16 protein-coding genes and 1 riboswitch are annotated in these 23,402 nt (G+C 72.9%); of the genes, 8 read left to right on the top strand and 8 right to left on the bottom strand.

What is annotated here, in order from left to right; translation table 11 throughout:
- Positions 1 to 28: 28 nt before the first annotated feature.
- Together ACGFYY_RS24590 and ACGFYY_RS24585 are read right to left on the bottom strand one after the other, a co-directional pair.
- Positions 29 to 2,119, bottom strand: coding sequence for a hypothetical protein (locus tag ACGFYY_RS24590; protein ID WP_393712380.1), 2,091 nt, complete (start codon positions 2,117 to 2,119; stop codon positions 29 to 31).
- Entirely contained in the window at positions 2,116 to 3,423 is a 1,308-nt protein-coding gene (locus ACGFYY_RS24585; RefSeq protein ID WP_393712378.1) for a hypothetical protein, read from the bottom strand. Before ACGFYY_RS24585 ends, ACGFYY_RS24590 begins: the two co-directional genes overlap by 4 nt.
- Before the next feature lie 228 nt (positions 3,424 to 3,651).
- Between ACGFYY_RS24585 and ACGFYY_RS24580 the strand changes: the two genes are divergently transcribed.
- The 6 genes from ACGFYY_RS24580 (at position 3,652) to ACGFYY_RS24555 (ending at position 9,310) form a co-directional block, all read left to right on the top strand.
- Positions 3,652 to 4,623 carry a trypsin-like serine peptidase gene (locus tag ACGFYY_RS24580; RefSeq protein WP_393712376.1) on the top strand — a complete coding sequence of 324 codons (972 nt, stop codon included), beginning with the start codon at positions 3,652 to 3,654 and terminating at the stop codon, positions 4,621 to 4,623.
- A gap of 169 nt (positions 4,624 to 4,792) precedes the next feature.
- Positions 4,793 to 5,395 carry a TetR/AcrR family transcriptional regulator gene (locus tag ACGFYY_RS24575; protein ID WP_393712373.1) on the top strand — a complete coding sequence of 201 codons (603 nt, stop codon included), beginning with the start codon at positions 4,793 to 4,795 and terminating at the stop codon, positions 5,393 to 5,395.
- A 491-nt stretch (positions 5,396 to 5,886) separates the two neighbouring features.
- Complete coding sequence (gene cbiE, locus ACGFYY_RS24570) at positions 5,887 to 7,164, top strand: precorrin-6y C5,15-methyltransferase (decarboxylating) subunit CbiE (RefSeq protein ID WP_393712371.1); 1,278 nt, start codon at positions 5,887 to 5,889, stop codon at positions 7,162 to 7,164.
- Positions 7,161 to 7,910 (top strand): precorrin-4 C(11)-methyltransferase, encoded by a 750-nt coding sequence (cobM, locus tag ACGFYY_RS24565; protein WP_393712369.1) that lies wholly within the window; start codon positions 7,161 to 7,163, stop codon positions 7,908 to 7,910. Before cbiE ends, cobM begins: the two co-directional genes overlap by 4 nt.
- Positions 7,900 to 8,679 (top strand): cobalt-precorrin-6A reductase, encoded by a 780-nt coding sequence (locus ACGFYY_RS24560; RefSeq protein ID WP_393712367.1) that lies wholly within the window; start codon positions 7,900 to 7,902, stop codon positions 8,677 to 8,679. Before cobM ends, ACGFYY_RS24560 begins: the two co-directional genes overlap by 11 nt.
- A gap of 67 nt (positions 8,680 to 8,746) precedes the next feature.
- On the top strand, positions 8,747 to 9,310 hold the full coding sequence (locus ACGFYY_RS24555; protein WP_393712364.1) for a GNAT family N-acetyltransferase: 564 nt from the start codon (positions 8,747 to 8,749) through the stop codon (positions 9,308 to 9,310).
- Between the two features lie 81 nt (positions 9,311 to 9,391).
- Here the strand turns inward: ACGFYY_RS24555 and ACGFYY_RS24550 are convergent, their stop codons facing one another.
- Genes ACGFYY_RS24550 through ACGFYY_RS24540 form a run of 3 tightly spaced genes read right to left on the bottom strand, consistent with a single transcriptional unit; the run spans position 9,392 to position 12,848 of the window.
- Complete coding sequence (locus tag ACGFYY_RS24550) at positions 9,392 to 10,897, bottom strand: precorrin-2 C(20)-methyltransferase (protein ID WP_393712362.1); 1,506 nt, start codon at positions 10,895 to 10,897, stop codon at positions 9,392 to 9,394.
- Positions 10,894 to 11,541: a precorrin-8X methylmutase gene (locus ACGFYY_RS24545; protein ID WP_393712360.1), complete on the bottom strand. Its 648-nt coding sequence runs from the start codon at positions 11,539 to 11,541 to the stop codon at positions 10,894 to 10,896. Before ACGFYY_RS24545 ends, ACGFYY_RS24550 begins: the two co-directional genes overlap by 4 nt.
- Complete coding sequence (locus ACGFYY_RS24540; protein WP_393712358.1) at positions 11,538 to 12,848, bottom strand: cobalamin biosynthesis protein CobG; 1,311 nt, start codon at positions 12,846 to 12,848, stop codon at positions 11,538 to 11,540. Before ACGFYY_RS24540 ends, ACGFYY_RS24545 begins: the two co-directional genes overlap by 4 nt.
- 382 nt (positions 12,849 to 13,230) lie before the next feature.
- A riboswitch (cobalamin riboswitch) is annotated at positions 13,231 to 13,393 on the top strand.
- A gap of 34 nt (positions 13,394 to 13,427) precedes the next feature.
- Between ACGFYY_RS24540 and cobN the strand changes: the two genes are divergently transcribed.
- Complete coding sequence (gene cobN / locus ACGFYY_RS24535) at positions 13,428 to 17,045, top strand: cobaltochelatase subunit CobN (protein ID WP_393712356.1); 3,618 nt, start codon at positions 13,428 to 13,430, stop codon at positions 17,043 to 17,045.
- Positions 17,046 to 17,156: 111 nt separating this feature from the next.
- Here the strand turns inward: cobN and ACGFYY_RS24530 are convergent, their stop codons facing one another.
- The 3 genes from ACGFYY_RS24530 to ACGFYY_RS24520 form a co-directional block, all read right to left on the bottom strand.
- Positions 17,157 to 17,378: a hypothetical protein gene (locus tag ACGFYY_RS24530; RefSeq protein ID WP_030715088.1), complete on the bottom strand. Its 222-nt coding sequence runs from the start codon at positions 17,376 to 17,378 to the stop codon at positions 17,157 to 17,159.
- 1,052 nt (positions 17,379 to 18,430) lie between these two features.
- On the bottom strand, positions 18,431 to 18,868 hold the full coding sequence (locus tag ACGFYY_RS24525) for a hypothetical protein (RefSeq protein ID WP_393712353.1): 438 nt from the start codon (positions 18,866 to 18,868) through the stop codon (positions 18,431 to 18,433).
- Positions 18,861 to 19,286: a hypothetical protein gene (locus tag ACGFYY_RS24520; protein WP_393712351.1), complete on the bottom strand. Its 426-nt coding sequence runs from the start codon at positions 19,284 to 19,286 to the stop codon at positions 18,861 to 18,863. The genes ACGFYY_RS24525 and ACGFYY_RS24520 overlap by 8 nt, the downstream gene beginning before the upstream one ends.
- Positions 19,287 to 21,296: 2,010 nt before the next feature.
- Between ACGFYY_RS24520 and ACGFYY_RS24515 the strand changes: the two genes are divergently transcribed.
- Positions 21,297 to 23,306 (top strand): ATP-binding cassette domain-containing protein, encoded by a 2,010-nt coding sequence (locus tag ACGFYY_RS24515; RefSeq protein ID WP_393712349.1) that lies wholly within the window; start codon positions 21,297 to 21,299, stop codon positions 23,304 to 23,306.
- The last annotated feature ends 96 nt before the right edge of the window (positions 23,307 to 23,402 follow it).

Below are 23,402 nucleotides of genomic sequence, written 5' to 3'. Positions count from 1 at the left end.
CGGTTCCGCCGTCGGTCGGTGGTCGGGGTCAGGTCAGGGACCGGAGGCCCGGCATGTCGTCGGGATCGTCCCACAGCAGCACCAACTGGTCTCCCCCTGAGAGTGGTTGATCGGCGCGCAGGGATCCTCCGGCGGCGCGTGCGGCTCCCGCCGCGGCACCGGCGGCCGCCCGGCGCACCTCCCGCACGCGTGCGGGGAGGTCCAGGACGTCCAGCGCGCCGGGGTCGGGGCGGCCGTCCGGCCCGGCCGGGGCCAGCAGGTCGAGGAGGGCGGGCGCGGGCAGGCCGCCGCCGCGCCGCCATACGGCGACCGGGAGCCCGCCTTCGAGCACGGCTTCCAGCAGCCCGGCGTGCGGGGCGGCCGTGGTGTGCCCGAGGACGCAGGCGGGCGGCGGTTGCGCGGCCAGTTCCATGCCGAGCGCGTCGGTGACCTCGTCGTCCGTGACGACCCGGACCGCGTCGGGGTGCCGACCGCCCTGGGCGTGCAGCCAGCGCCAGGTGCCGTGCCACTCGGCCCGGGTGTCCGTCCGCTCCTGCGGGCAGCGCACCACCACTTGGTGGAGCAGACCGAGGGCGCGGCGCCGGCCGGCCGGGCCGCGGGGTACCGGCCACTGGTCGAAGTCGATGTCGAGCAGTTCGTACGGCACGTGGAACTCGACGCGGTCCACCACGGTGTACGCCCGCCGCCCGGCCCCGGCCACGCCGTCGGGCTCCGACGCGCCGCCGATGAGGGCGAGTTGTCGTACGAGCTCCTCCCGCACCCGGTCCAGCGCGATCGGCGGCCCCTCCGACTCCCATATGTGGCGAACCCGTTCGCCCCGCAGCCATATCCGAGCCAGGAATCCGGCCTCCCCGCCCGGCGGTGTCTCCAGCCGGACGTGCACGACCGTACGCCGGGCGGGCGGCGGGGGCGGGGGCAGCACCGGGAGGTCGAGGCGCGACCGGGTGGCCCGCACCCAGTCCCCGAGCCGGTCCGCCCATGGCGCGTCGCCCCCGGCGGCGACCCGGTCCGCGAGGAACCGTACGAAGGGCACGGCCAGCGGCATCCCGCCACGGCCGCCCTGGCGCTCGTCCAGGTCCTGGACCACCTCCAGCAGGTTGTCCCCCGGCAGGCCGCCGTGCGCCGGAGTGGTGCAGCCGGCCGCCTTGAACGCCCAGGCGTAGGCCTCATAGGCGCAGCGGGGCAGCTCGCGGCCCTCGAACAGCTCACCGAGGCCGTCCCAGGCCGCCTGGTCGAGCCTGGCGGCCCGGGGCAGTACGGACCGGGACGGTTCGTCCTCCAGGAAGGAGCAGGCGTCCCAGTCCCGGTCGACGATGAACTGCGGCAGCTGCCAGCCCTCTCCGCGCTCGCGCAGCTCCTGGAAGGTGCGGTGGATGCTGAGGGCGGCGCCGGGCAGTCCGCTCACGCTCTCCCGTACGGAACGTCCGCCCAGTTCGCCGAGCAGGGCCTCGGTGAACCGGCCGGCGCCGCGCTCGGCGTCGTTCTGCGCGACCTCGCCCTCGCGGGAGGCGTAGAGCCGGAACTGTCTGCGGCCCGGCACGGAACTCCCGCCCCCGTAGTCGGTGTTGCCGAAGTTCCAGCGGGTGTCGCGGGGCGCGTCGACCCGGCAGGAGTCGACGAGTGCGGCCTGGAGCGGGAAGCGGCGCTGTTTGACGAGGTCGGTCCGCCACCAGCGCAGCGCCGAGTCGAGGTTGAGGTGCCGGATCTGGCTGGGTCGGGCGTCGGCGCAGGGCAGCATCAGCTCCTGGCGCGGTCCGAGGTAGCCGTGTCCGGCCCAGAAGATCCAGAGCAGGTCGCCGTCGCACTGCGGGAGTTCGTCGAGGAGCGCCGATTTGACGTTCTCCTCGGTCGCCGGCCGGTAGGCCGTGCGCAGGGCGGTCATCGCCGGGGCGTCCGTCCAGTCGAGGTCGCCCGGTTCGTCGAGCGGGGAGAGCAGCAGCCGGACGTTGCCGGGCGGCACCTCGGCCGGGCCGGTCAGCCATCGGGCGAAGCGCAGGGCGTCGCGGGCCGGACCGCGTAGGTTCCAGCGGTGGCTGATGTCGTAGCGCTCGACCCCGGCGACGAGCGCGAAGGTGCGCTGCGGTCCGAGGGCCGGGGGCAGGAAGTCGGCGGGAGTCACCCGATCTCCGCCTCGGTCACCGCCTGTTCGATCCGCTCGTAGAGGGCGTCCTGTTTCCAGTAGGCGCTGTGGCAGGCCGGGAAGGGTTGGCGGCTGCGGACCTCGTGGTCGGTGACGCGCGCGTCACCGGGGAAGACGGGTTCCGCGAGGTAGGAGAGCACGTCGTGCCGGTCGTAGACGTTGAGCCAGCGCGGGAAGCCGTACGGGAGCTTCGCGCCGGGTTCGAGTGCGGTCAGCGCGCCCAGTTCGTGGAGGAACGGGGCCTGGGAGCCGACGGTGACCAGCAGCTCGGCCCCGGGGACGGCCTCGCCGCGGGCGGCGGCGAGGGCGAGCAGGTCCACCAGCGCGACCCCGCCGAGGCTGTGGCCGATGAGTACGGTCGGTCCCGGATCGGCGGTGATCCGCGCGTGCAGGAACGCGCGGAGTTCGTGGCCGCGGGACTGGTAGCGCAGGATGTCGCCGAGCACGGGGGTGGCCCCGACGGTGAGGGAGCCGCGCCGGGCGTCGAGGAGCGGCTGGGTGGTGACCCGTAGGGCGAGCCGGCCGAGGACGGCGGCCGCGCGGGCGCCGGGTACCCGGCCGTCGCCGCCGAGGCGGGTGGTGAGCAGCTCGACGAGGCGGTCGCGTTCGGCGGCGGTGCAGTCGGCCCCGTCGGTGGCGGCGGTGGCGAGCGCGGCGGCGGTCACGGCCCGGGCCAGGGCGGTGGCCAACTCGCGGGCCTGCGGCTCGTCGGCGGCGCGGGCGGCGGCCCGGGCCGCTTCGGCGGAGTCGGCGGTGGAGTCCAGGGCGGCGGCGTAGCCCGCGGCGAGGCCGGTGCCGTGCAGCAGGGCCCCGAGTTCGTCCCCGGTCCGTGGCGGTGCGGGCGGTAAGGCTCCGAGCAGGGCGAGCACCCGGGCTCCGGCGGCCTGTACGCCGGGCATCGCGAAGTCGTCCTCGTGGTCCGCGGCCTCGTCGGCGTGGGCGTCGGCCCCGTGTCCGCCGTCGCGTCCGCGGTCGTGTCCGCCGGCGCCCGGCCGGCCGACCTCGGCCAGGACCCGTAGCTCGCACAGCGGGTCGGCGAGCAGCAGCGCCCACTCGGCCGTCTCCTCGTCCACGGGGTCGGGTGCGGCGCCTTGCGGACCGGGGCGCAGGCCCGGTACCGAGCGGCCGCCGGCGCCGAGGGTCGCGCCGAACCGGTCGCCCCAGTAGCAGGAGTCGACGGCCGCGCCACGGAATCCGGCCGTCAGCCGTTCCCGGACCAGGGCGAACAACCGGTCGTGCCGCTCGCGCCGTACCCCCGTACCGTGGACAAAGAGAAAACGCATCGCAGCCCGGCCCCCCTCGCGCAGTCGTCCCCCCGCCCGGCACCATAGCCCGACGGGGGTAACAGCGGCCATGGAACGTCGAGTTCGGCGTGCGCGGGCGGATCGGTGGCCGCCGCCCGGGGAATCGGCGGCGGGAGCTGTGAGCACGGACACGTCCTCCCTTCGGAACCCGGGCCGCCACTCCCCCATCGAACGAAGAGTCCGAAGGCGTCTGGGGCGGGAGAACACATGGTCGGCAAGGTTGACGGGCGGGAACGGAGGCAGGGCCGCCGGTCCGCCCCGCGAGGCTCCATGGCCGTCGGCCTGCTGTGCACCGTGGTCCTCGCGGGCGTCGGCTACGTCGCCTGGGAGCTGCGCGGCATCGCCGCCACCCGCGCGGACGGCGATCCGACGCAAGGCGTCTACCAGCAGGACCCCGAGCGCGCCGACAAGACGGCGGCCGCGGTGCTGGACGGGATCGTGCGCGAGGACCCGGAGCCGCCGAAGGACGGCGAGGCCTTCCACGACGAGGGCGGCACGGCGGACTGGCGTTACGCCGGGTGGCAGCCCTCCGACCCCCTGGAGGCCGGGCCCGCGCCGGCCGAGCCCACCGTGGGCGCGCTGTTCTCCCCGGGCGGCGACGGCGACCCCGACCACCACTGCTCGGCCGTCGTGGTCCACTCCCCGCGCGGCGACCTCGCCGTCACCGCCGCGCACTGCGTGTACGGCGGCGGCTTCCGGACCAACCTGGCCTTCGCGCCCGGCTACCAGGACGGGGTGGCCCCGTTCGGCATATGGGTGCCGACCCGGATCGATGTGGACCCGCGCTGGACGCGCGACCAGGACCCCGACCACGACGTGGCCCTGCTCCGGCTGCGCCGGCCGGGATATCCGGGCCAGCGGCTGGAGGACGTCACGGGGGCCATGACCATGGATTTCGGAACCGAACTACCGGCTCCCGCCCGGCTCATGGGTTATCCGAACTACGCCGAGCAGCCGCTGGAGTGCCGGAACACGGCCGTGCCGGCCGGGCCGACGCAGGTGCGCCTGGACTGTGCGGACGTACCCAACGGCACCAGCGGCGGTCCGGTGCTGACCGGCCGCAGCACCCTGATCGGGGTGATCGGAGGCCGGGACGGGGGCGGGGACGAGGAGACCTCGTACTGCGTCCGCTTCGGCGAGGCGGTCCGCGCCCTGTACGAGCGCTCCACGGCGTCCTGAGCGCTCGCCCGGCGGCGCCGACACCTGTTGCCAGGCTCGTCGGCACGGATTCGGGCTCGGATTCGGGCACGGACTCGGCACGGGTTCGGGCACGGGTTTCGGCACGGGTTCGGGCACGGGTTTCGGCACGGATCTCGGGCATCGGGCCGCACGTCGACGGCACCGCACCATGTCTCCTGAGCAGCAGCGTGTCGAGGCCACCGTCGATCTGCTCCTGACCACGGCTCTGCGGGTGTTCGCCGAGTCCGGCCAGCAGGGCTTCACCGTGAACGCGGTCGTCTCGGCCGGCGGGGTCAGCCTGGGCAGCCTCTACCACCACTTCGGCAGCTTCGACGGCCTCGCCGCCGCCCTCTACATCCGGTGCATGGACGAGCTGTGCGACCGGATGGTCTCCGCCCTCACCCGGTGCCGAACCGCCCGCACCGGGGTGCGGGCGTGGGTGACGGCCTATCTGGAATTCACCCAGGAACACCGGGACATGGCGCTGTTCCTGCACGCCTCCGCCTATTCCGGGTACCTGGTGGCCCACGCCGAGGAGATCGGCGCGGCCAAGGCGGAGAAGTTCGGGGCCGTCATGCGGTGGCTGGAGGTGCGCACGGAGCGTGGGGAGATCGCCCCGCTCCCCGCGCCCGTGGTCGAGGTGCTGGTCATGGGCCCGCTCACGGAAGCCGCCCGGCGCCGGCTGTCCAGCACCTACGAGATCGACCTCACCGAGGCCGCCCGCTACCTCCCCGACCACATCTGGCGCTCCCTGCGCCCCGAGCCCGTCTGAGAACCCGCCCGGTCCGTCCCGGCCCCGGGCCGGGACGGACGATGCGGTCGTGACGGCCGCGGGATTCTGGGTGGTTGTCCGGCTCGTCGTCGTTCATGCCGCAGATTCTGCTGCGCAGGGGGCGCGCGCGGCAGTCCCGAGCCGGGGCGCCCGGAGGCAACCCGGGGGCGGGCGGACTCACTTCGGGGCGCCCGCGGGATCCGCTCAGCGCGGCAGGGCGGCGTACGAGACTCCCGTCAGCCTCTCCGAGGCGGCCCACGAGTGCTCGCCGGACGTGTCGTCGAGGGTCCATCGGGCCCGCCGGAGCGGACGGGCGCCCCAACCGGCCGAACCGCGGGCCGATGAACGCGTTACCGAGGGTAGTGCCCGGGGGTGCGGCAGGTACCGCCTGGCCGGGGCCGGGGCGGCGCGGGCCGCGGATCCGCAGGCCAGTAGGCTGCGGCGGTCCGCACTCTTCACCCCTCCCGCCCCCGTCCCCGAGGAACCGCGCCGTGAGCTCCCCGCCGCCCCCTTTGCCCGTGACGGTCGTCGGCCTCGGCGCGGACGGCTGGGCCGGGCTCTCCGCCGCCGGCCGCGGCGCACTCACCTCGGCCGAGGTGCTGATCGGCGGGCCGCGCCAGCTCGACCTGCTGCCGGTCGCCGAGTGCGCCGGTGAGCGGGTCGCCTGGCCGAGCCCGCTGCGGCCCGCCGTGCCGAAGCTGATGGCCGAGCACGCCGGCCGCCGGATCGCGGTGCTGGCCAGCGGCGACCCGATGTTCTACGGGATCGGCCGCGCCCTCGCCGAGGAGCTCGGGCCGCTGTCCCTGCGGGTCCACCCGCACCCCTCGTCGGTGTCCTACGCCTGCGCCCGCCTGGGCTGGCCGGTGGAGGACACCGAGGTGGTCACGGTGGTCGGCCGCCCGGTGGCCCGGCTGGCGGCCGCGCTCCACGAAGGGCGCCGGGTGCTGGTGCTCAGCGCCGGAGCGGCGTCCCCGGGCGAGATCGCCGCGCTGCTGCGGGAACGAGGCTTCGGCCCGAGCCGGATGCGGGTGCTGGAACAGCTCGGGTCCGAGCGCGAGGACGCGTACGAGGGCCACGCCGACGGCTGGAACCACGCACCCGGCGACCCCCTGAACGTCGTCGCGGTCGACTGTCGCCGCGACCCCGCCCACGGCGCGCCGCGCCTGGGCGCGACCCCGGGCCTCCCGGACGCCGCGTACGAACACGACGGGCAGCTCACCAAGCGCCATGTCCGGGCCGCGACCCTGTGCGCGCTGGCCCCGGCCCCCGGCGAGCTGCTGTGGGACATCGGCGGCGGCTCCGGCTCCATCGGCATCGAGTGGATGCGTACGCACCCCTCGTGCCGGGCGGTGACCGTGGAGCGCGTCCCGGAGCGGGCCGGGCGCATCGCCCGTAACGCGGCGGCGCTCGGCGTCCCCGGCCTGCGCGTGGTCGTCGGCGCCGCACCGCAGGCCCTGGCCGGGCTGCCGGCCCCCGACGCCGTGTTCATCGGCGGCGGGCTGACGGCCCCCGGCCTGCTGGACGCGGCCTGGGAGGCGCTGGCCCCCGGCGGCCGGCTCGTGGTCAACACCGTCACCCTGGAGTCGGAGGCGGTGCTCGCCGAGCGTTACCGGCGCCACGGAGGCGAACTGGTGAAGCTGGCCGTCGCGCACGCCGTGCCGGTCGGCGGTTTCACGGGCTGGCGGCAGGCGATGCCGGTCACCCAGTGGTCAGTGACGAAGTCGGAGGGCTCGACCGCCGGGTCGACCGAGGAGAAGGATCGAACATGACCGTGTACTTCATCGGTGCGGGCCCCGGCGCCGCCGACCTGATCACGGTGCGCGGCGCCCGCACCCTGGCCGCCGCCCCCGTCTGCCTGTACGCGGGCAGCCTCGTGCCGCGCGAGCTGCTGGCCGAATGCCCGGCGGACGCCCGCCTGGTCGACACCTCCCAGCTCGATCTCGACGAGATCATCGCCGAGTGCGTACGGGCCCACGCGGCGGGCCAGGACGTGGCGCGGCTGCACTCCGGCGACCCGTCGATCTTCAGCGCGGTCGCGGAGCAGATGCGTCGGCTCGACGCGGCCGGCATCCCCTACGAGGTCGTGCCGGGCGTTCCCGCCTTCGCCGCGGCGGCCGCCGCCCTCAAGCGGGAGCTGACCGTCCCCACCGTCGGGCAGACGGTGATCCTGACCCGGATCGCCCAGCAGGCCACCCCGATGCCGCCCGGCGAGGACCTGGCCACGCTGGGCCGGAGCGGCGCGCTGCTGGTGCTGCACCTGGCCACCCGTTACGTGGACCGGGTCGTCGACGAACTGCTGCCGCATTACGGGGCCGAGTGCCCGGTGGCGGTCGTGGCGATGGCCTCCCGCCCCGACGAGTTGATCCTGCGCGGCACCTTGGCCGACATCGCCCCGCAGGTGAAGGAGCACGGGCTGGTGCGCACCGCCGTCATCGTGGTGGGCCGCACGCTCGGCGCGGAGCAGTTCCGCGACAGCCACCTGTACTCGCCCGAGCGTGACCGGCATGTCTGCTGAACCGTCCGCCGAACCGGGCTCCCGCCCGGCCCGCCACGTCCTGATCCTGGGCGGCACGACGGAGGCCCGGCGCCTCGCGGAGGCGCTGGCGCCCGACCCCGCGTGCCAGGTGACCACCTCGCTCGCGGGCCGGGTGTCCTCGCCCGTGCTGCCGCCCGGCGAGACCCGCGTGGGCGGCTTCGGCGGCGTCGAGGGCCTCGCGGCGTGGATCGTCGGCCACGCCGTCACGCACGTCGTGGACGCCACCCACCCCTTCGCCGGGCGGATGAGCTTCCACGCGGCCGAGGCGGCGGCCCTCACGGGCGTCCCGCTGCTGGCCCTGCGGCGGCCGGGCTGGACGCCGGAGCCGGGCGACGACTGGACCTTCGTGGAGTCCCTCGAGGAGGCGGCCGCGCGGCTGCCGGGCCTCGGTTCCCGCGCGTTCCTGACGACCGGCCGGATGGGCCTGCACACCTTCGCGCACCTCACCGACACCTGGTTCCTGGTGCGTTCGGTGGACCCGCCGGCAGCTCCCGTCCCGCCGCGCCTGGAAGTACTCCTGGACCGGGGCCCGTTCACCCTGGACGACGAGCGGGAGCTGATCGCCCGGCACCGGATCGACGTCCTGGTCACCAAGGACAGCGGTGGCTCGGCCACGGCCCCCAAGCTCACCGCGGCTCGCGAGGCCGGCATCCCGGTGCTCGTCGTACGCCGCCCGGCGGTGCCCGAGGGCGTACCGGAGACCGGATCTGTCGAGGCCGTCCAGGACTGGCTGGGTGGGGGCCGGTAGCGAGGGTCCGGTTCGCCCTGGGGAAAAGGCATTGCCGGCCGGTGCCGGGTCCCGTTGGGTGGACGGCATGACCGTACTGCACACCGAACGCCTCGTCCTGCGCCCCTGGCGGGACTCCGACCTCGACCCCTGGGCGGCGATGAACGCCGATCCCGAGGTACGGGAGCACCTCGGCGACCCTCTCACCCGGGAGCAGAGCGAGGCCTCGATGGTGCGGTTCCGGGCCGCCTTCGACCGCCGGGGCTACGGGTGGTGGGCCGTGGAGGTCCGGGACACGGGTGAGTTCATCGGCTTCGCGGGCATGGACGACGTGGACGACGGCATGCCGTTCACCGGGGTGGAGATCGGCTGGCGGCTCGCGCGGGCCTCCTGGGGACTCGGCTACGCCACCGAGGCCGCACGGGCGGTGGCGGCCCACGGCTTCGCCACGCTCGGGCTCCCCGAGATCCTCGCCGTCACCACGGCCGGCAACCACCGCTCCCAGGCGGTGATGCGGAAGATCGGGATGACCCGGAACCCGGCCGACGACTTCGACGACCCCGACGCGCCCGAAGGACCGCTGCGTCCGAACGTGCTGTTCCGGCTGGAGCGTGGCACGGCGACGGCGGGCGGTGCGTCCGGATCCCGCTGAGGCGCCACCGGACGGGCGAAGGCCCGGTGCGCTCCTCGCACCGGGCCTTCCCCGTGTACCGCTCCGTCCCGCCTCACCCGGTCACGGGTAGCGGCGCGGGGTCCAGGTGATCCTCGACCCGTCGGCCCGCTCGGTGACCTGCGTCTGCGAGGAGCCGATCAGCAGGATCGTGCGCATGTCCACCTCGGACGGCTCCAGTTCGGCGAGCGTGACGATCCGCACCGACTGCTCGGGGCCGCCCACGTCGCGCGCGACGACCACCGGGGTCTCGGGCGCCCGCAGTTCCAGCAGCAGCTCCCGGGCCTGGGCCACCTGCCAGGTCCGGCTGCGCGAGCCGGGGTTGTAGAGGGCCAGCACCAGGTCGGCCGCGGCCGCCGCGCGCAGCCGCTCCGCGATGACCTCCCAGGGCTTGAGCCGGTCCGAGAGCGAGATGGTGGCGTAGTCGTGGCCGAGCGGGGCACCGGCCGCGGCGGCCGCCGCGTTGGCCGCGGTCACCCCGGGCAGGACCCGTACCGGCACGTCCTTGTACTCCGCCTGCCCGGCCACCTCCAGGACCGCCGTGGCCATGGCGAAGACACCGGGGTCGCCGCCGGAGACCACGGCCACCCGCTTGCCGCGCCGGGCGAGGTCGAGGGCGAACTCGGCGCGCTCCGACTCCACCTTGTTGTCGGAGCCGTGCCGGATCTGGCCCGGCTTGACGGGCACCCGGTCCAGGTAGGTGGTGTACCCGACCAGCACCTCGGCGTCGGCGAGGGCGCGCCGGGTCTGCGGGGTGAGCCAGAGCGGCCCGGCCGGGCCGGTGCCCACGACGACGACCTCGCCGGGGCCGGACGGAACGCTGCCCGGGTTGCCGATGCGGCTGGGGAGCACGGCGACGGCGAAGTACGGCACGCTGTCGGCCTCGATGTCGGCGAGCAGCCCGGTGCGCTCGCCCGCCATGGTGGCGCGCTCGACGTAGCGGGCCTCGGCGAGCCGGCCGCTGCTCTCCATCGCGCCGCGGACGGCGGGGAAGGTCCGGCCGAGCTTCATCACGACCGCCGAGTCGGTGGCGGCGAGGCGGGCGGTCAGCTCCTCCTCCGGCAGGGTGCCGGGGAGGATCGTCAGGACCTCCTCGCCCTCGACGAGCGGGGTGCCGAGCCGGGCGGCGGCGGCGCTCACGGAGGTGACGCCGGGAATGACCTCGGCCTCGTACCGGTCGGCGAGCCGCTTGTGCATGTGCATGTACGAGCCGTAGAAGAGCGGGTCGCCCTCGGCGAGCACGGCGACGGTCCGGCCGGCGTCCAGGTGCGCGGCGAGCCGGGCGGCGGCGGCCTCGTAGAACTCCTCCATCGCACCCTGGTACCCGCCGGGGTGGTCGGTGGTCTCGGTGGTGACCGGGTAGACCAGCGGTTCCTCGATGTGGTCGGCGCGCAGGTGCTTCGCGGCGATCGAGCGGGCGATGGAACGGCCGTGGCGGGCGCTGTGGTAGGCCACGACATCGGCCTCGGCGATCACCTCGACGGCGCGCAGGGTCATCAGCGACGGGTCCCCCGGGCCGAGCCCGACCCCGTACAGCCGCCCCTTGGCGATGCCGCTCGTGGCGCTCATTCGGCCACGCTCGCGATGGCGTTGAGGGCGGCGGCGGCCATCGCGCTGCCGCCGCGCCGGCCGCGCACGATCAGGTGGTCGAGACCCGAGGGGTGGGCGGCGAGGGCGTCCTTGGACTCGGCGGCGCCGATGAAGCCGACGGGGACGCCGATGACGGCGGCCGGGCGCGGGGCGCCCTCCTCGATCATCTCCAGCAGCCGGAACAGGGCGGTCGGCGCGTTGCCGACGGCGACGACCGAGCCCTCCAGCAGACCGCGGTCACGCCAGACCTCCAGGGCGGCGGCGCTGCGCGTGGTGCCCATCTTCGCGGCGAGCTCCGGTACGGCCGGGTCGGAGAGCGTGCAGATCACGTCGTTGTCGGCGGGCAGCCGCTTACGGGTGACACCGCTGGCGACCATCTGCACGTCGCACAGGATCGGCGCGCCCGCCTCCAGCGCCGCGCGGGCGCGCAGCACGACCTCGGGGGTGTACCCGAGGTCCTGCGGGAGGTCGGTCATTCCGCAGGCGTGGATCATGCGCACCGCGACCTGGGCGACCGTGTCGGGCAGCCCGGAGAGGTCCGCTTCGGCGCGGATCGTGGCAAAGGACTGGCGGTAGATGGCCGCGCCGTCCTTCTCGTACTCAAACACGGTGTACTCGCTCATTTCTTCACTACGTCGGGGTCGGTGCGGGCGTCCGCGAGTGCCGCGGCAAGTTCGGAGGGCCGTACGTCGTCGCGTACGGGGCGGCCGGGGGCGGCGAGCCGGTATCCGGAGCCGGTGGCGACCAGGTCCACCCAGGCGGTGCCGCGCGGATGCCCGCAGCGGCGCTCGCAGCCGGACCAGTGCACGGGCAGCGGACCGCGCGCCCGGTCGGCGACGGCCCGTGCGTCGGCGCGTACGTCGGCGAGGGATTTCACGCAACCGGGCCGGCCGGTACAGGCGGTGACGGTCTCCCAGGGGCTGTCGGAGGTGAGGACCAATCCGGCGTCCTCGATGCGGGCGGGCCCGGGCCCGCCCACCGCCGGCAGGACGACGCCGCGCCACGGGGTGACGCGCAGCCGGCCGCTCCCCTCCTCGTCCGCGACCCGCACCAGGACCCGCCACTGCGCGGTGTCGAGCCGGCCGAGCGGGGGCAGCACGCACAGGGTGACGCGGCCGTCCCGCCCGGCCGACCGCCCCGGCCGGGGCGGGGGCGCGTACGGCCACGCGACGGCGCGTACGGCCACGCCGGCGATTCCGGCGGCATCGAGCCGCCGACCGAACTCGTCTTCCTCCAGCGCGTGTTCGGCGGGCAGTTCGGCCACCCGCCAGGCCTGGGTACCGGCTTCGGCGGCGGCGTCGAGGAAGTACCGGGCGGCCAGCAGCGCCGCCCGGGGGGCGTCCTGCCCGGCGAGTTCCACGGCGTCGGCGGCCCGGCCGAGCCGGACCAGCGCCCGGCCCTCGGGGCGGCCGAGCACGGTCACGTCGGGGCCGAGCGCGGCCACGTCGCCGCGGCCGTCGTCGAAGGCGAAGAGGAACCGCCCGGACAGCGCGGCCGCCCAAGGGCTCGCGCACAGCAACCGGTCGAACTCCACGGCCCAGACGGACGCGTCGGGGCGGTCCGACCCGTCCGATCCGTCCAGGCCGGACAGGGGCGTGGTCACGATGTTCCGCACCCGCTCATGGCTCGGCGCGGGCAGCAGCCCGGCCCCGTCCAGCAGCTCGGCGAGCCCGGCGCCGCACCCGTCGGCCAGTCCGCGCAGTTGCACGTTGCCGCGCGAGGTCAGCTCCAGGTGTCCGTCCCCGAAACGGTCGGCGGCGAGCGCCAACGCCTCGGCCTGCGGAACGGTGAGCAGCCCGCCGGGCACCCGGACCCGCGCCAGGAACCCGTCGTCCGCCGCGTGCAGCCGCAGCGCACCGGGGCAGGCGTCACCGCGCTCCCGTATGACGGGTTCGTCGCGCGACGATGCGGCGGAAGGGGGCTGGGGCATGGCCGCGAGCATACCCACGATCGGGTCCCCGCGACCTGTGTCCGTCACCACCCCGACCAGCCACATTCGCCCCCACCGCCGGCCAGACCCCACCCGCACTCCCACCCCCACCGGCATCCGAGCCGCACGCCGAGCCCCGCCGGCGTCCGAGCCGCACTCCCACCCCCACCATCGTCCGAGCCGCACTCCCAGCCCCGCCGGCGTTTGAGGCGCGGGGTCCGGGGCAGAGCACCGCCGATCCAGCCCCGCCGGCGTTTGAGGCGCGGGGTCCGGGGCAGAGCCCCGGCAACGGCGCCGCACCCGCACACCGCCACACCGCCCACCCGGGCGGGAGCCACACCGCCACACCGTCCACCCCGGCGGGAGCCACACCCGCACCGCCCCTAAGATGACCTTCCGGCGGACCACACGGCCCGCCGTCGCCGAGGACGGCGACATGGGAGGAAGCCCGGTGAGATTCCGGCGCGGTCCCGCCACTGTGAACCCCGCGGAGCGATCCGGCGACCGGGGTGAGTCAGGAACTCCCGCTGTCCTCACACTGCCCGGGGCGCGGAAACCCCGAGGAAGGCCTGCCGCCGCATGATCCTGCTGCTGTCGACGTCCGACACCGATCTGCTCAGCGCCCGCGCGGCGAACACGGCGGACGGCCCCGTCCCGTACCGGTTCGCGAACCCCTCCCGTCTTCCCCTCGACGACCTCCCCGGCCTCCTCGACGGGGTCGACCTGGTCGTCGTACGCCTCCTCGGCGGCCTCCGCGCCTGGCAGGACGGCCTGGACCTGCTCCTGGCCCCCGGCCAGACCCGCCCGGTCGTGGTCCTGACCGGCGAGCAGGCTCCGGACGCCCAGCTCATGGAGGCCTCCACGGTCCCCATCGGTATCGCCGCCGAGGCCCACGGCTACCTCGCCCACGGCGGTCCGGCGAACCTGGAGCAGCTGGCCCGGTTCCTCTCCGACACCGTCCTCCTCACCGGCCACGGCTTCGAGCCGCCCGCCGCCTCCCCCACCTGGGGCCCGCTGGAGCGCACTCCGCGGCGCACCGAGGGCCCGCGGATCGCGGTGCTCTACTACCGCGCCCACCAGATGAGCGGGAACACCTCCTTCGTGCACGCCCTGTGCGACGCGATCGAGGCCCACGACGCCCGGGCGCTGCCCCTGTACGTGTCGTCCCTGCGCACCCCCGAGCCCGAGTTGATCGCCGCGCTGGAGTCGGCCGACGCGGTCGTCACCACCGTCCTCGCGGCCGGCGGCACCAAGCCCGCCACCGCCTCGGCGGGCGGCGACGACGAGTCCTGGGACGCGGGCGCGCTCGCCGGTCTCGGCGTGCCGATCCTGCAGGCCCTGTGCCTGACCGGCTCGCGTGCCGCCTGGGAGGAGAACGACGAGGGTCTCTCTCCGTTGGACGCCGCCACGCAGGTCGCGGTGCCCGAGTTCGACGGCCGTCTGATCACCGTCCCGTTCTCCTTCAAGGAGATCGACGACGACGGCCTGCCCGCCTACGTGGCCGACCCCGAGCGGGCCGCCCGCGTCGCGGGGATCGCCGTACGCCACGCCCGCCTGCGGCACATCGACCGCCGCGACAAGAAGGTCGCGCTGGTCCTGTCCGCGTACCCGACCAAGCACTCGCGCATCGGCAACGCGGTCGGCCTCGACACCCCGGCCAGCGCCGTGGAACTGCTGCGCACCCTCATCGCCGGCGGCTACGACTTCGGTCCGATCGAGGACATCCCGGGTCTGGTCTCGGGCGACGGTGACGAGCTGATCCGCGCCCTGATCGAGGCCGGCGGCCACGACCAGGACTGGCTGACCGAGGAGCAGTTGGCCCGCAACCCGGTCCGTATCCCGGCGGCCGACTACAAGCGGTGGTTCGCGGAGCTCCCGGCCGAGCTGCGGGACAGCGTGACCGAGCACTGGGGCGAGGCTCCGGGCAACATGTTCGTGGACCGCTCGGCGAACCCGGAGGGTGACATCGTCCTCGCGGCCCTGCGCCGCGGGAACCTCCTCATCCTCATCCAGCCGCCGCGCGGCTTCGGCGAGAACCCGATCGCGATCTACCACGACCCGGACCTGCCGCCGTCGCACCACTACCTGGCCGCGTACCGCTGGATCCAGGCCCGTGCCGAGGACGGCGGCTTCGGCGCCGACGCGATGATCCACCTGGGCAAGCACGGCAACCTGGAGTGGCTGCCGGGCAAGAACGCCGGTCTGTCCGCGGCCTGCGCCCCGGATGCCGCGCTCGGCGACCTGCCCCTGATCTACCCGTTCCTGGTCAACGACCCGGGCGAGGGCACGCAGGCCAAGCGCCGCGTGCACGCCACCCTGGTCGACCACCTGGTGCCGCCGATGGCGCGCGCGGAGTCGTACGGCGACATCGCGCGCCTGGAGCAGCACCTCGACGAGTACGCGCAGATCTCCGCGATGGACCCGGCGAAGCTGCCGGCCATCCGCGCCCAGATCTGGACCCTGATCCAGGCGGCGAAGCTCCACCACGACCTCGGTCTGGAGGAGCGCCCGGACGACGAGGGCTTCGACGACTTCCTGTTGCACGTCGACGGCTGGCTGTGCGAGGTCAAGGACGCCCAGATCCGCGACGGCCTGCACGTCCTGGGCGGCGCGCCGACCGGCGAGTCGCGGGTCAACCTGGTCCTGGCGATCCTGCGCGCCCGTCAGATCTGGGGCGGCACCGCGGCCCTGCCCGGTCTGCGCGAGGCGCTCGGCCTGGACGAGTCCAAAGCCACCCGTACCTCGGCGGACGAGGTCGAGGCCCGGGCCCGCGCGCTGGTCCAGGCGATGGAGGACGCGAACTGGGACCCGTCGGCCGTCTCCGCGGTCGCGGCCGACCACTCCGCGGACGTGACGGCGGTCCTGACCTTCGCGGCTCGCGAGGTGGTGCCGCGGCTGGCCGGCACCACGGACGAGATCGCGCACGTGGTCGCCGCCCTGGACGGCCGTTTCGTCCCGGCGGGCCCCTCCGGCTCTCCGTTGCGCGGCCTGGTCAACGTCCTGCCGACGGGCCGCAACTTCTACTCGGTCGACCCGAAGGCCGTCCCCTCCCGTCTGGCGTGGGAGACGGGCCAGGCGCTGGCCGAGTCCCTCCTCACCCGCTACCGCACCGACAACGGCGAGTGGCCGGCCTCGGTCGGCCTGTCCCTGTGGGGCACGAGCGCGATGCGCACGTCGGGCGACGACGTGGCGGAGGCCCTCTCCCTCCTCGGCGTCCGCCCGGTCTGGGACGAGGCCTCGCGTCGCGTCACCGGCCTGGAGCCGATCCCGCTGGACGAGCTGGGCCGCCCCCGCATCGACGTGACGCTGCGCATCTCGGGCTTCTTCCGGGACGCGTTCCCGCACGTCATCGGCCTGCTGGACGACGCGGTGCGCCTCGCGGCCTCGCTGGACGAGCCGGCCGAGCAGAACTTCGTCCGGGCGCACGCCCAGGCGGACCTGGCCGAGCACGGCGACGAGCGGCGCGCGACGACCCGTATCTTCGGCTCGCGCCCGGGTACGTACGGCGCCGGCATCCTCCAGCTGATCGACTCCCGCGACTGGCGCACGGACGCCGACCTCGCGGAGGTCTACACGGTGTGGGGCGGCTACGCGTACGGCCGGGGTCTCGAAGGTCGCCCCGCCCGGGACGAGATGGAGACCGCCTACAAGCGCATCACGGTCGCCGCGAAGAACACGGACACCCGCGAGCACGACATCGCGGACTCGGACGACTACTTCCAGTACCACGGCGGCATGGTCGCCACGGTCCGCGCCCTGCGCGGCACCGCGCCGGAGGCGTACATCGGCGACTCCACCCGCCCGGAGACGGTCAAGACCCGCACCCTGGTCGAGGAGACCTCGCGCGTCTTCCGCGCCCGCGTGGTGAACCCCAAGTGGATCGAGGCGATGCGTCGCCACGGCTACAAGGGCGCCTTCGAGCTCGCGGCGACGGTGGACTACCTCTTCGGCTACGACGCCACGACGGGCGTGGTCGCGGACTGGATGTACGACAAGCTCACCGAGACGTACGTCCTGGACCCGACCAACCGCGCCTTCCTGGAGGAGGCCAACCCCTGGGCCCTGCACGGCATCGCGGAGCGCCTGCTGGAGGCCGAGTCGCGCGGCATGTGGGAGAAGCCGGACCCGCAGATCCTCGAATCCCTGCGCCAGGTCTACCTGGACACGGAGGGCAACCTGGAGGGCGAGTCGGAGTAGCCCTCCCGGCACGGCACACAGGCCGTCCCCCTCACCCAGCCACCGGGTGAGGGGGACGGCTTCCCTCGTTCAGGCCCGCGCACCCCGAGCACGCGCACCCGACACCACGTACTACGCCTTGACGGTCTGGTTCAGTGCGACGAGCGCCTGGGCCCAACGCACGTACTTCAGCTGCCCGAAGTCGGCGACGGTCTTGACCCCGAACGCCTGGTGCAGCAGCTTGCCGTCCTCGTCGCTGACGCCTTTGAGCGCGGCGACGGGTGCCGCGAGCACCTCGGCGAGCGGCTTGTCGGCCCACGCCTTGTCGAGCACCTTGTCCAGATCGATCGCCATGAGCGTCCCTCTCGGAATCCCGAACCGAATATCGGGGCAAATCTAACCCAATCCGACAATCACCCCATGCTCCGACACCCCGAGACCCACCCCGCCCGGCACTCCCGACCCCAAGACCTCGGGAGCTTCCGTCCCCTCCCGCATGCCGGGTGCAGCTACATCTGCAGGACGCCGCCGAACTCGACCCCCAGGGCACCGAATCCCGGCCGGCCGTCCCAACTGCGCAGCACGACGCGGCGCCCCTCGGGCTCGTAGGAGCGGAAGGAAAACGTCCGCCGGAAGATCAGCTGCGGGACTCCGTCACACTCGACCAGGGTCCTGATCCGGTACCGCCTCCTCGCCTACCTGTTCACATCGGAGGATGTGAACACGACGTCACCAGCCCACGGGATGAATCGCTTACCGACCCCGACCTCCAGTATTCGTCGGACACCTTCCCACCGAGACCGAGGCCGTCCCACTCGGCCGCATACCGCGCCCGCGCGAGGTCCAGGTCGAAAACGAGTCACAGCCGGATCATCGTTTCCCGTGACGTCGCCATCACACCCTCGGTCACGACCTGAGCACAGAGCCAACACAATGCCTGCCGAAAGCAAACGTCATGACGCCTCGTCGCATCACGCAGTCATCGGCCCCCCTCCCACGCCCTACAACATCCGACACCGGTAGTCACAGGACGGCACGATCTCTACGACCCGACGTCCGTCGGTGTGCGTGGAAGTTCCGTGTTGTGCGACCCTGTTGCCGTCGGCGTTGCCGTCAGACGGCTACGCGCGTGAGGGCGGCGGAGTGTGCTTTGGCCGATGTCCTGTTCGGGTTGGGGTCGGGCATGGTCAGGGGGCCGTACGCCAGCCGGCAACTCGGGCAGGTTTTGGGCCTGCCCGCAATGTGAACGAGTGGCCCCCTGGCGTTGCCCGACGCGGGCCCCGGCCCGAACAGAGGTAAAGGCCCACCGAGCTGACCGGCCCCACCCGACCGGGAGTGCAAGAATGCACCCGGCGGGTGATCCCGTCGTAACCATGTGGGGACCACCAGCCGGGTACAATCCAGATTTAGATGATGCTATCCGGAAGCGCTCGCAGCCGGTCGACGGCAGCTTGCAGGCGCGAAATCAACATGGATTTGCCCTGCCGGATAGATTCTCTAACTTCTTCCGGACACCCCTCCCCTTCAATGGCCGTTCGAAACTCCTCCCAACCCTCGTAGACGATGCGGGTCGACCCCCTGAGCGCGTCCCCGAACCGAGCCTGTCGATCGAAGTTCATGGGAGCCTCTACCGGCCGAAGATAGCAGAGAGACGCCTCTGCAATAAATTGCCCCACCAGCGCCTTGACTTCGTGATCGAGGAGTTCACAGGAAAGCATTCGAATGGCGAGATTTGTCGGCACCTGACGAACAGGGCCCCGCAGCGAATCCGGAACTACCCATTTTTCCCCGTCCGGGGATCCACCTGCAGCCACCATTACCCTCGCCTCCTCGGAATCATCCATATCTCGCCATCAGCCAGCTCTGCGCCTCATCATTATCCAGAGGAATTCCATCCAGGCCACCAGCTTCCAAAACTTGGGCACAGTAGGTCACGCAACCTTGGTCCGGCAGCGAGTACGGCGGCCATCGCCCTTCGCCAGTTTTGAAGAGGGCGTTCTCGACGAACATCCTAGCCCGACCCGCAAAGGGAAGGCTGATGTTCAACCTCAACGTGATGGCTGGAAGGTCACTGGGATTAAAAGCCTCAACACCGTTATCGCTTCGGCTCACGTCGCCAAACTGATGAGTGCTGATCTCACCTTCTGCATCACGAATGGTGATGAGAGCGTGCTGCCTGCCATCCGCATAGTTCGCGAGGTAGACAGTGGCTTCGTCGGTGCCGCAATTGTGGACCAGGATCGGGGCATTACCAGCCAGCACATAGTACGTGTGCTGGCTGAGGTGCCGTCATCTGCGTTTTTGCAGGTCAGCAGAATTCGGCCAGTCCGTGGATGTGCGCGGAAGTGCCCTCTTGTACGCCCCCGTTGCCGTCGGCGTTGCCGTCAGACGGCTATGCGCGTGAGGGCGGTGGAGTGGGCTTTGGCCGGTTTCCTGCCCGGGTTGGGGTCGGGCATGGTCAGGGGGCCGTACGCTGGCTGGCAACTCGGGCAGGCTTTGATCCTGCCCGGAATTTGAACGAGTGGCCCCCTGGCCTTGCCCGACGCGGGCCCCGACCCCGGGGAGGTGGGTAAAGCCCACGGAGCCGCCCAACCCCACCCGCAGGGCGCGCCCTGGCCGACTCCCCGCCGCTCCGCCGTCTGCCTGGTGCTCCTCGTGCGGGTGCGGCCGGGCTTCTTCGCGCTTCCGGTCGTCCGCTGTGCTGGTTCTGCGCGGCCTGGTCGCTGGCCGGCCCGCGGTGGCGGAGCCGAGAGCGGGCCGGATGGGCGGCCGTGCCGCGCGCGACCCGCGCCAGCGGGTCGCCTTGAAGACGTACAGAAGGTTTGGACGCATCCTGCTTCGGCGGTACGCCGTGTCCTCGACGGATGCGTCTGCCGGGCTGCGGTCTTGGGCGTCGGCCTGCCGAGGGCATGTGCAGAGGTGGTGCCGCCGTCGCGGCGTCTACTCGGCGCGTGAACCTGCGCCTCTCGACCGCGACCCTGCTCCTGGAGCAAGGCGTCGACTTCGTTGTGATCAATGAAACCCTCGGCCATGCCCGCATCGGCATCAGCTCCAGCGTCTACGCCCAGGTACGGATCCGCCTCCAACGCCAAGCCGTCTCACCCTCAACGACGCACTCATCCTGGCCAGCGCCGCCCTTGAGGCCCGCCGAAGCAGTCGTTTGCTGACGTTGCCGTCAGCGTTGCCGTCAAACGCCACCGGAGCCTTGCTGAGTTCGTCCTTCAGAAAGGCTCCGGTGGCGATCGATAAAGTCATGGGCAGTGACAGCTACCCGGTTTCTGAGGTTGCCCAAGGCGCCCTCAGTGCGACCTTAAACTACGCTTGCAGGGAGGCTTCGGAAGGCTGTAATCGCGCTCTTCAGTTCGATGGAAAGCGCCGCTCTATTGTCTCCCAGGAGTCGACGAGTCTCTTCGGCAGATCCAGCCTGCTCGGCTCCAATCCTAAACCTCTCCCAAGCCTCGAACGTGAGCCGGGTATGTCGCGTGAGCACATCAGAGATCAGGGCTTGTTCCCGGAAACTTAGCGCCTTTCCGGGTGGCCGGAGATAGAACAGAGAATGCTCGGCAACGAGTTGCCCCACGAGCACCCGAATCTCATGACCCAGGAAGTCGCAGGAGAGCATAGAAATTGCGAGATTAGTGAGGGTTGATTTAGCCGGCCCCTGCGGCGAATGCGGTGTCTCCCACCGTTCGCGCGGCTCGTCCAACCACTCCCAACCGTCGGGCCGAGACATGCCACCGCCTCCTAATCATCCGAACCGCGACAGCAACCAGCTTTGCGCCTCGTCGTTATTCTTGGGTACCCCAGTGATACCACCCGCCTCCAAGACTTGCGCGCAATAAGTCACGCAGGCCTGATCTGGCATCTGGGACTGCAACCCCAGCCCCGCCCAGCGCTGGGCCGTTCCGGTCCTCGGTACGGCGCCGCTGCCCGTCCCCGCGCCGTAGCGGGGTACGGCACACCGCACGGAGGCCGTCGTCCCGACCACGGGGTGGCGGCCTCCGCCGCTCCCGGTCGGGGCTCCGCGCAATCCCTCGAACGGGGGTATCACCACCTCCGGGTGGTTCGAACGGCGGGGCGGCGCACGGCCCATGGGGTTCGGCGTGTGGTCGCAACTGTGTGCGGGCATTCGTTCCCCGCGCCCCGTGACGCCGCTCTGAGCAGCCACGTTCTTGCGGCGTCAGTGCGCAGCCGCGGCACCTCGGGAGGAATCTTGCGATCCGTGCACGTTCATGTGGTGTTCGACCCGACACCGGGCGGGGGTGGCCGCGCATGAGGCTCCTGAAGCGGCCCGAAGCCGCCGAGCCCACCGTCTCCGAGAGCGAGCGGCACCTCTTCGGCGGGCCCCTGCGCTACGACGCCGGCTGGTCCAACCACCAGTACGCCCAGCTCGAAGGGAGGCTGCTGACCACCCTGCGTTCCATGCCCCGCATGGTGGGCGGGACCCTGCGCCTCGCCTGGCACACCGATCGGCCGGCCCTGCTCACCGTCGCCGCCGCCGAGGCCGGGCAGGGGGTCACCTCCGCCGTCGGGCTGCTCGTCATCAGCGATGTGCTCCGCACGCTGCTGCGCGAGGGCAGTGCCGCCGACCGGCTGTACGCGGCCCTGCCGGCCCTCGCCGCCGGGGCGTTGGTCGCCGTACTGGGGGCCGTGCTCGCCTCCCGTTCCACGGCGGCCGCCGGACGGCTGGAGCCCAAGGTCGAGCGTGCCGCGTACGAGCAGTACCTGAGCGCCGCCGTCGAGGTGGAGCTGGAGGCCATCGAGGACGGTGAGTTCCGGCGGCTGTTGGACAGCGCCCAGTGGGGTCCGCCCTCGGCCCGCCGCACGGTCGGCGCCTGCGTGGCCGCCCTCGGCGGGGTGATCTCCCTGATCGCCACCGCCGGGGTGCTGACCGTGCTGCACCCCCTGTTGCTGCCCATGCTGCTGCTGATCGCCGCCCCGCGCGGCTGGGGCGCGATGCGCGTGGCGCAGCGCCGCTACCTGTCGATGATCACCTGGGTGGAGCACGTACGGGCCGCCCGGCTCATCGGTCAGCTGCTGATCTCCCGTACGTCGGCCCCCGAGGTACGGGTGCACGGCGTCGGCCGCTACCTGCTGGGCCACTACCGCAACATGGCCGAGGTCGCCGAGGGCGAGGCCACCCGCCTCGCCAAGGACAAGGCCGCCACCGAACTGCTGGCCGCCACGCTCTCCGGGGTCGCGGCCCTGTTCACCTACGGGGCGATGGGCGTGCTCATCGTCTCCGGCCGGATGGACCTCGCCGTCGCCGGCACCGCCGTGATCGCGGTGCGCACCGGTTCGGCGAGCCTGGGGGCGCTGGTGGCCACCACCAACACCCTGCACGAGGAGTCCTTGTACGTACGGGACCTGGAACGGTTCGTCGCCGAGGCGGCCCGCCGCGCCATCCCGTCCGGCGGGGCCGCGCTGCCCGAGCGGCTCGCCGCGGTGCGGCTGCGGGACGTGGACTTCAGCTATCCGGACCGGGACGAGCCCGCCCTCACCGGGGTCTCCCTCACCATCGAGGCGGGCCAGGTGGTCGCACTGGTCGGCGAGAACGGCTCCGGCAAGAGCACCCTGGTCAAACTGCTGGCCGGACTGCACCTGCCCGACTCCGGTTCGGTCACCTGGGACGGGGTGGACGTGCGCGACGCCGACCGGGAGCAGGTCTTCGACCGGGTGGCCCTGCTCACCCAGGACTTCGAACGCTGGCCGGTGACCGCCCGTACCAACATCGCCATCGGCCGGCCCGCCGGCGAGGGCCCCGAACACGCCGTCGACCAGGCCGCGGAGGTGGTGGCCGCCGCCGAGTACGCGGGGGCCGACCGGATCGTCGAGAAGCTGCCGCACGGCTACGAGACCCTGCTCGCGCGGGTGTTCAGGGGTGCCTCGGAGCTCTCCGGGGGGCAGTGGCAGAAGTTCGGTCTCGCCCGCACCCGCTTCCGCGACGCCCGCGTCCTGGTCGTGGACGAGCCCACCTCGGCGCTCGACCCGGAGGCGGAGATCGCCGCCTTCGACAGCATCCGGGGCCTCGCCGGTCCCGAGCGGGCGGTCGTCCTCGTCACCCACCGGATGTCGGGGGTGCGGTTCGCCGACGTGATCTACGTGCTGCACGAGGGACGGCTCGTCGAGCGGGGCGGCCACGCCGAACTGATGGCGCTGGGGGGCCGGTACGCCGCCATGTACGCGATGCAGGCCGCGCAGTTCGGCCACGATCCGCAGCACCGGTCCCGTTCGATCCCCCGCCAGTCCACCGCCCCGGACCAGGACAGCCCGGTGTCCTGATCCGATCCGCGGAACACCCTCTCACCCTCCGGCGGGTGGTGTCGCCGCGGAACGCCCGTTCGTCACCTGAAGCAGTGAAATCACCCTTGTCCCACG

It is taken from the genome of Streptomyces sp. NPDC048331, assembly GCF_043201215.1.
In the GTDB taxonomy this organism is placed as follows: domain Bacteria; phylum Actinomycetota; class Actinomycetes; order Streptomycetales; family Streptomycetaceae; genus Streptomyces.
Note: the sequence above shows the minus strand (reverse complement) of the source record. Positions and strands in the feature narration are given on the sequence as shown.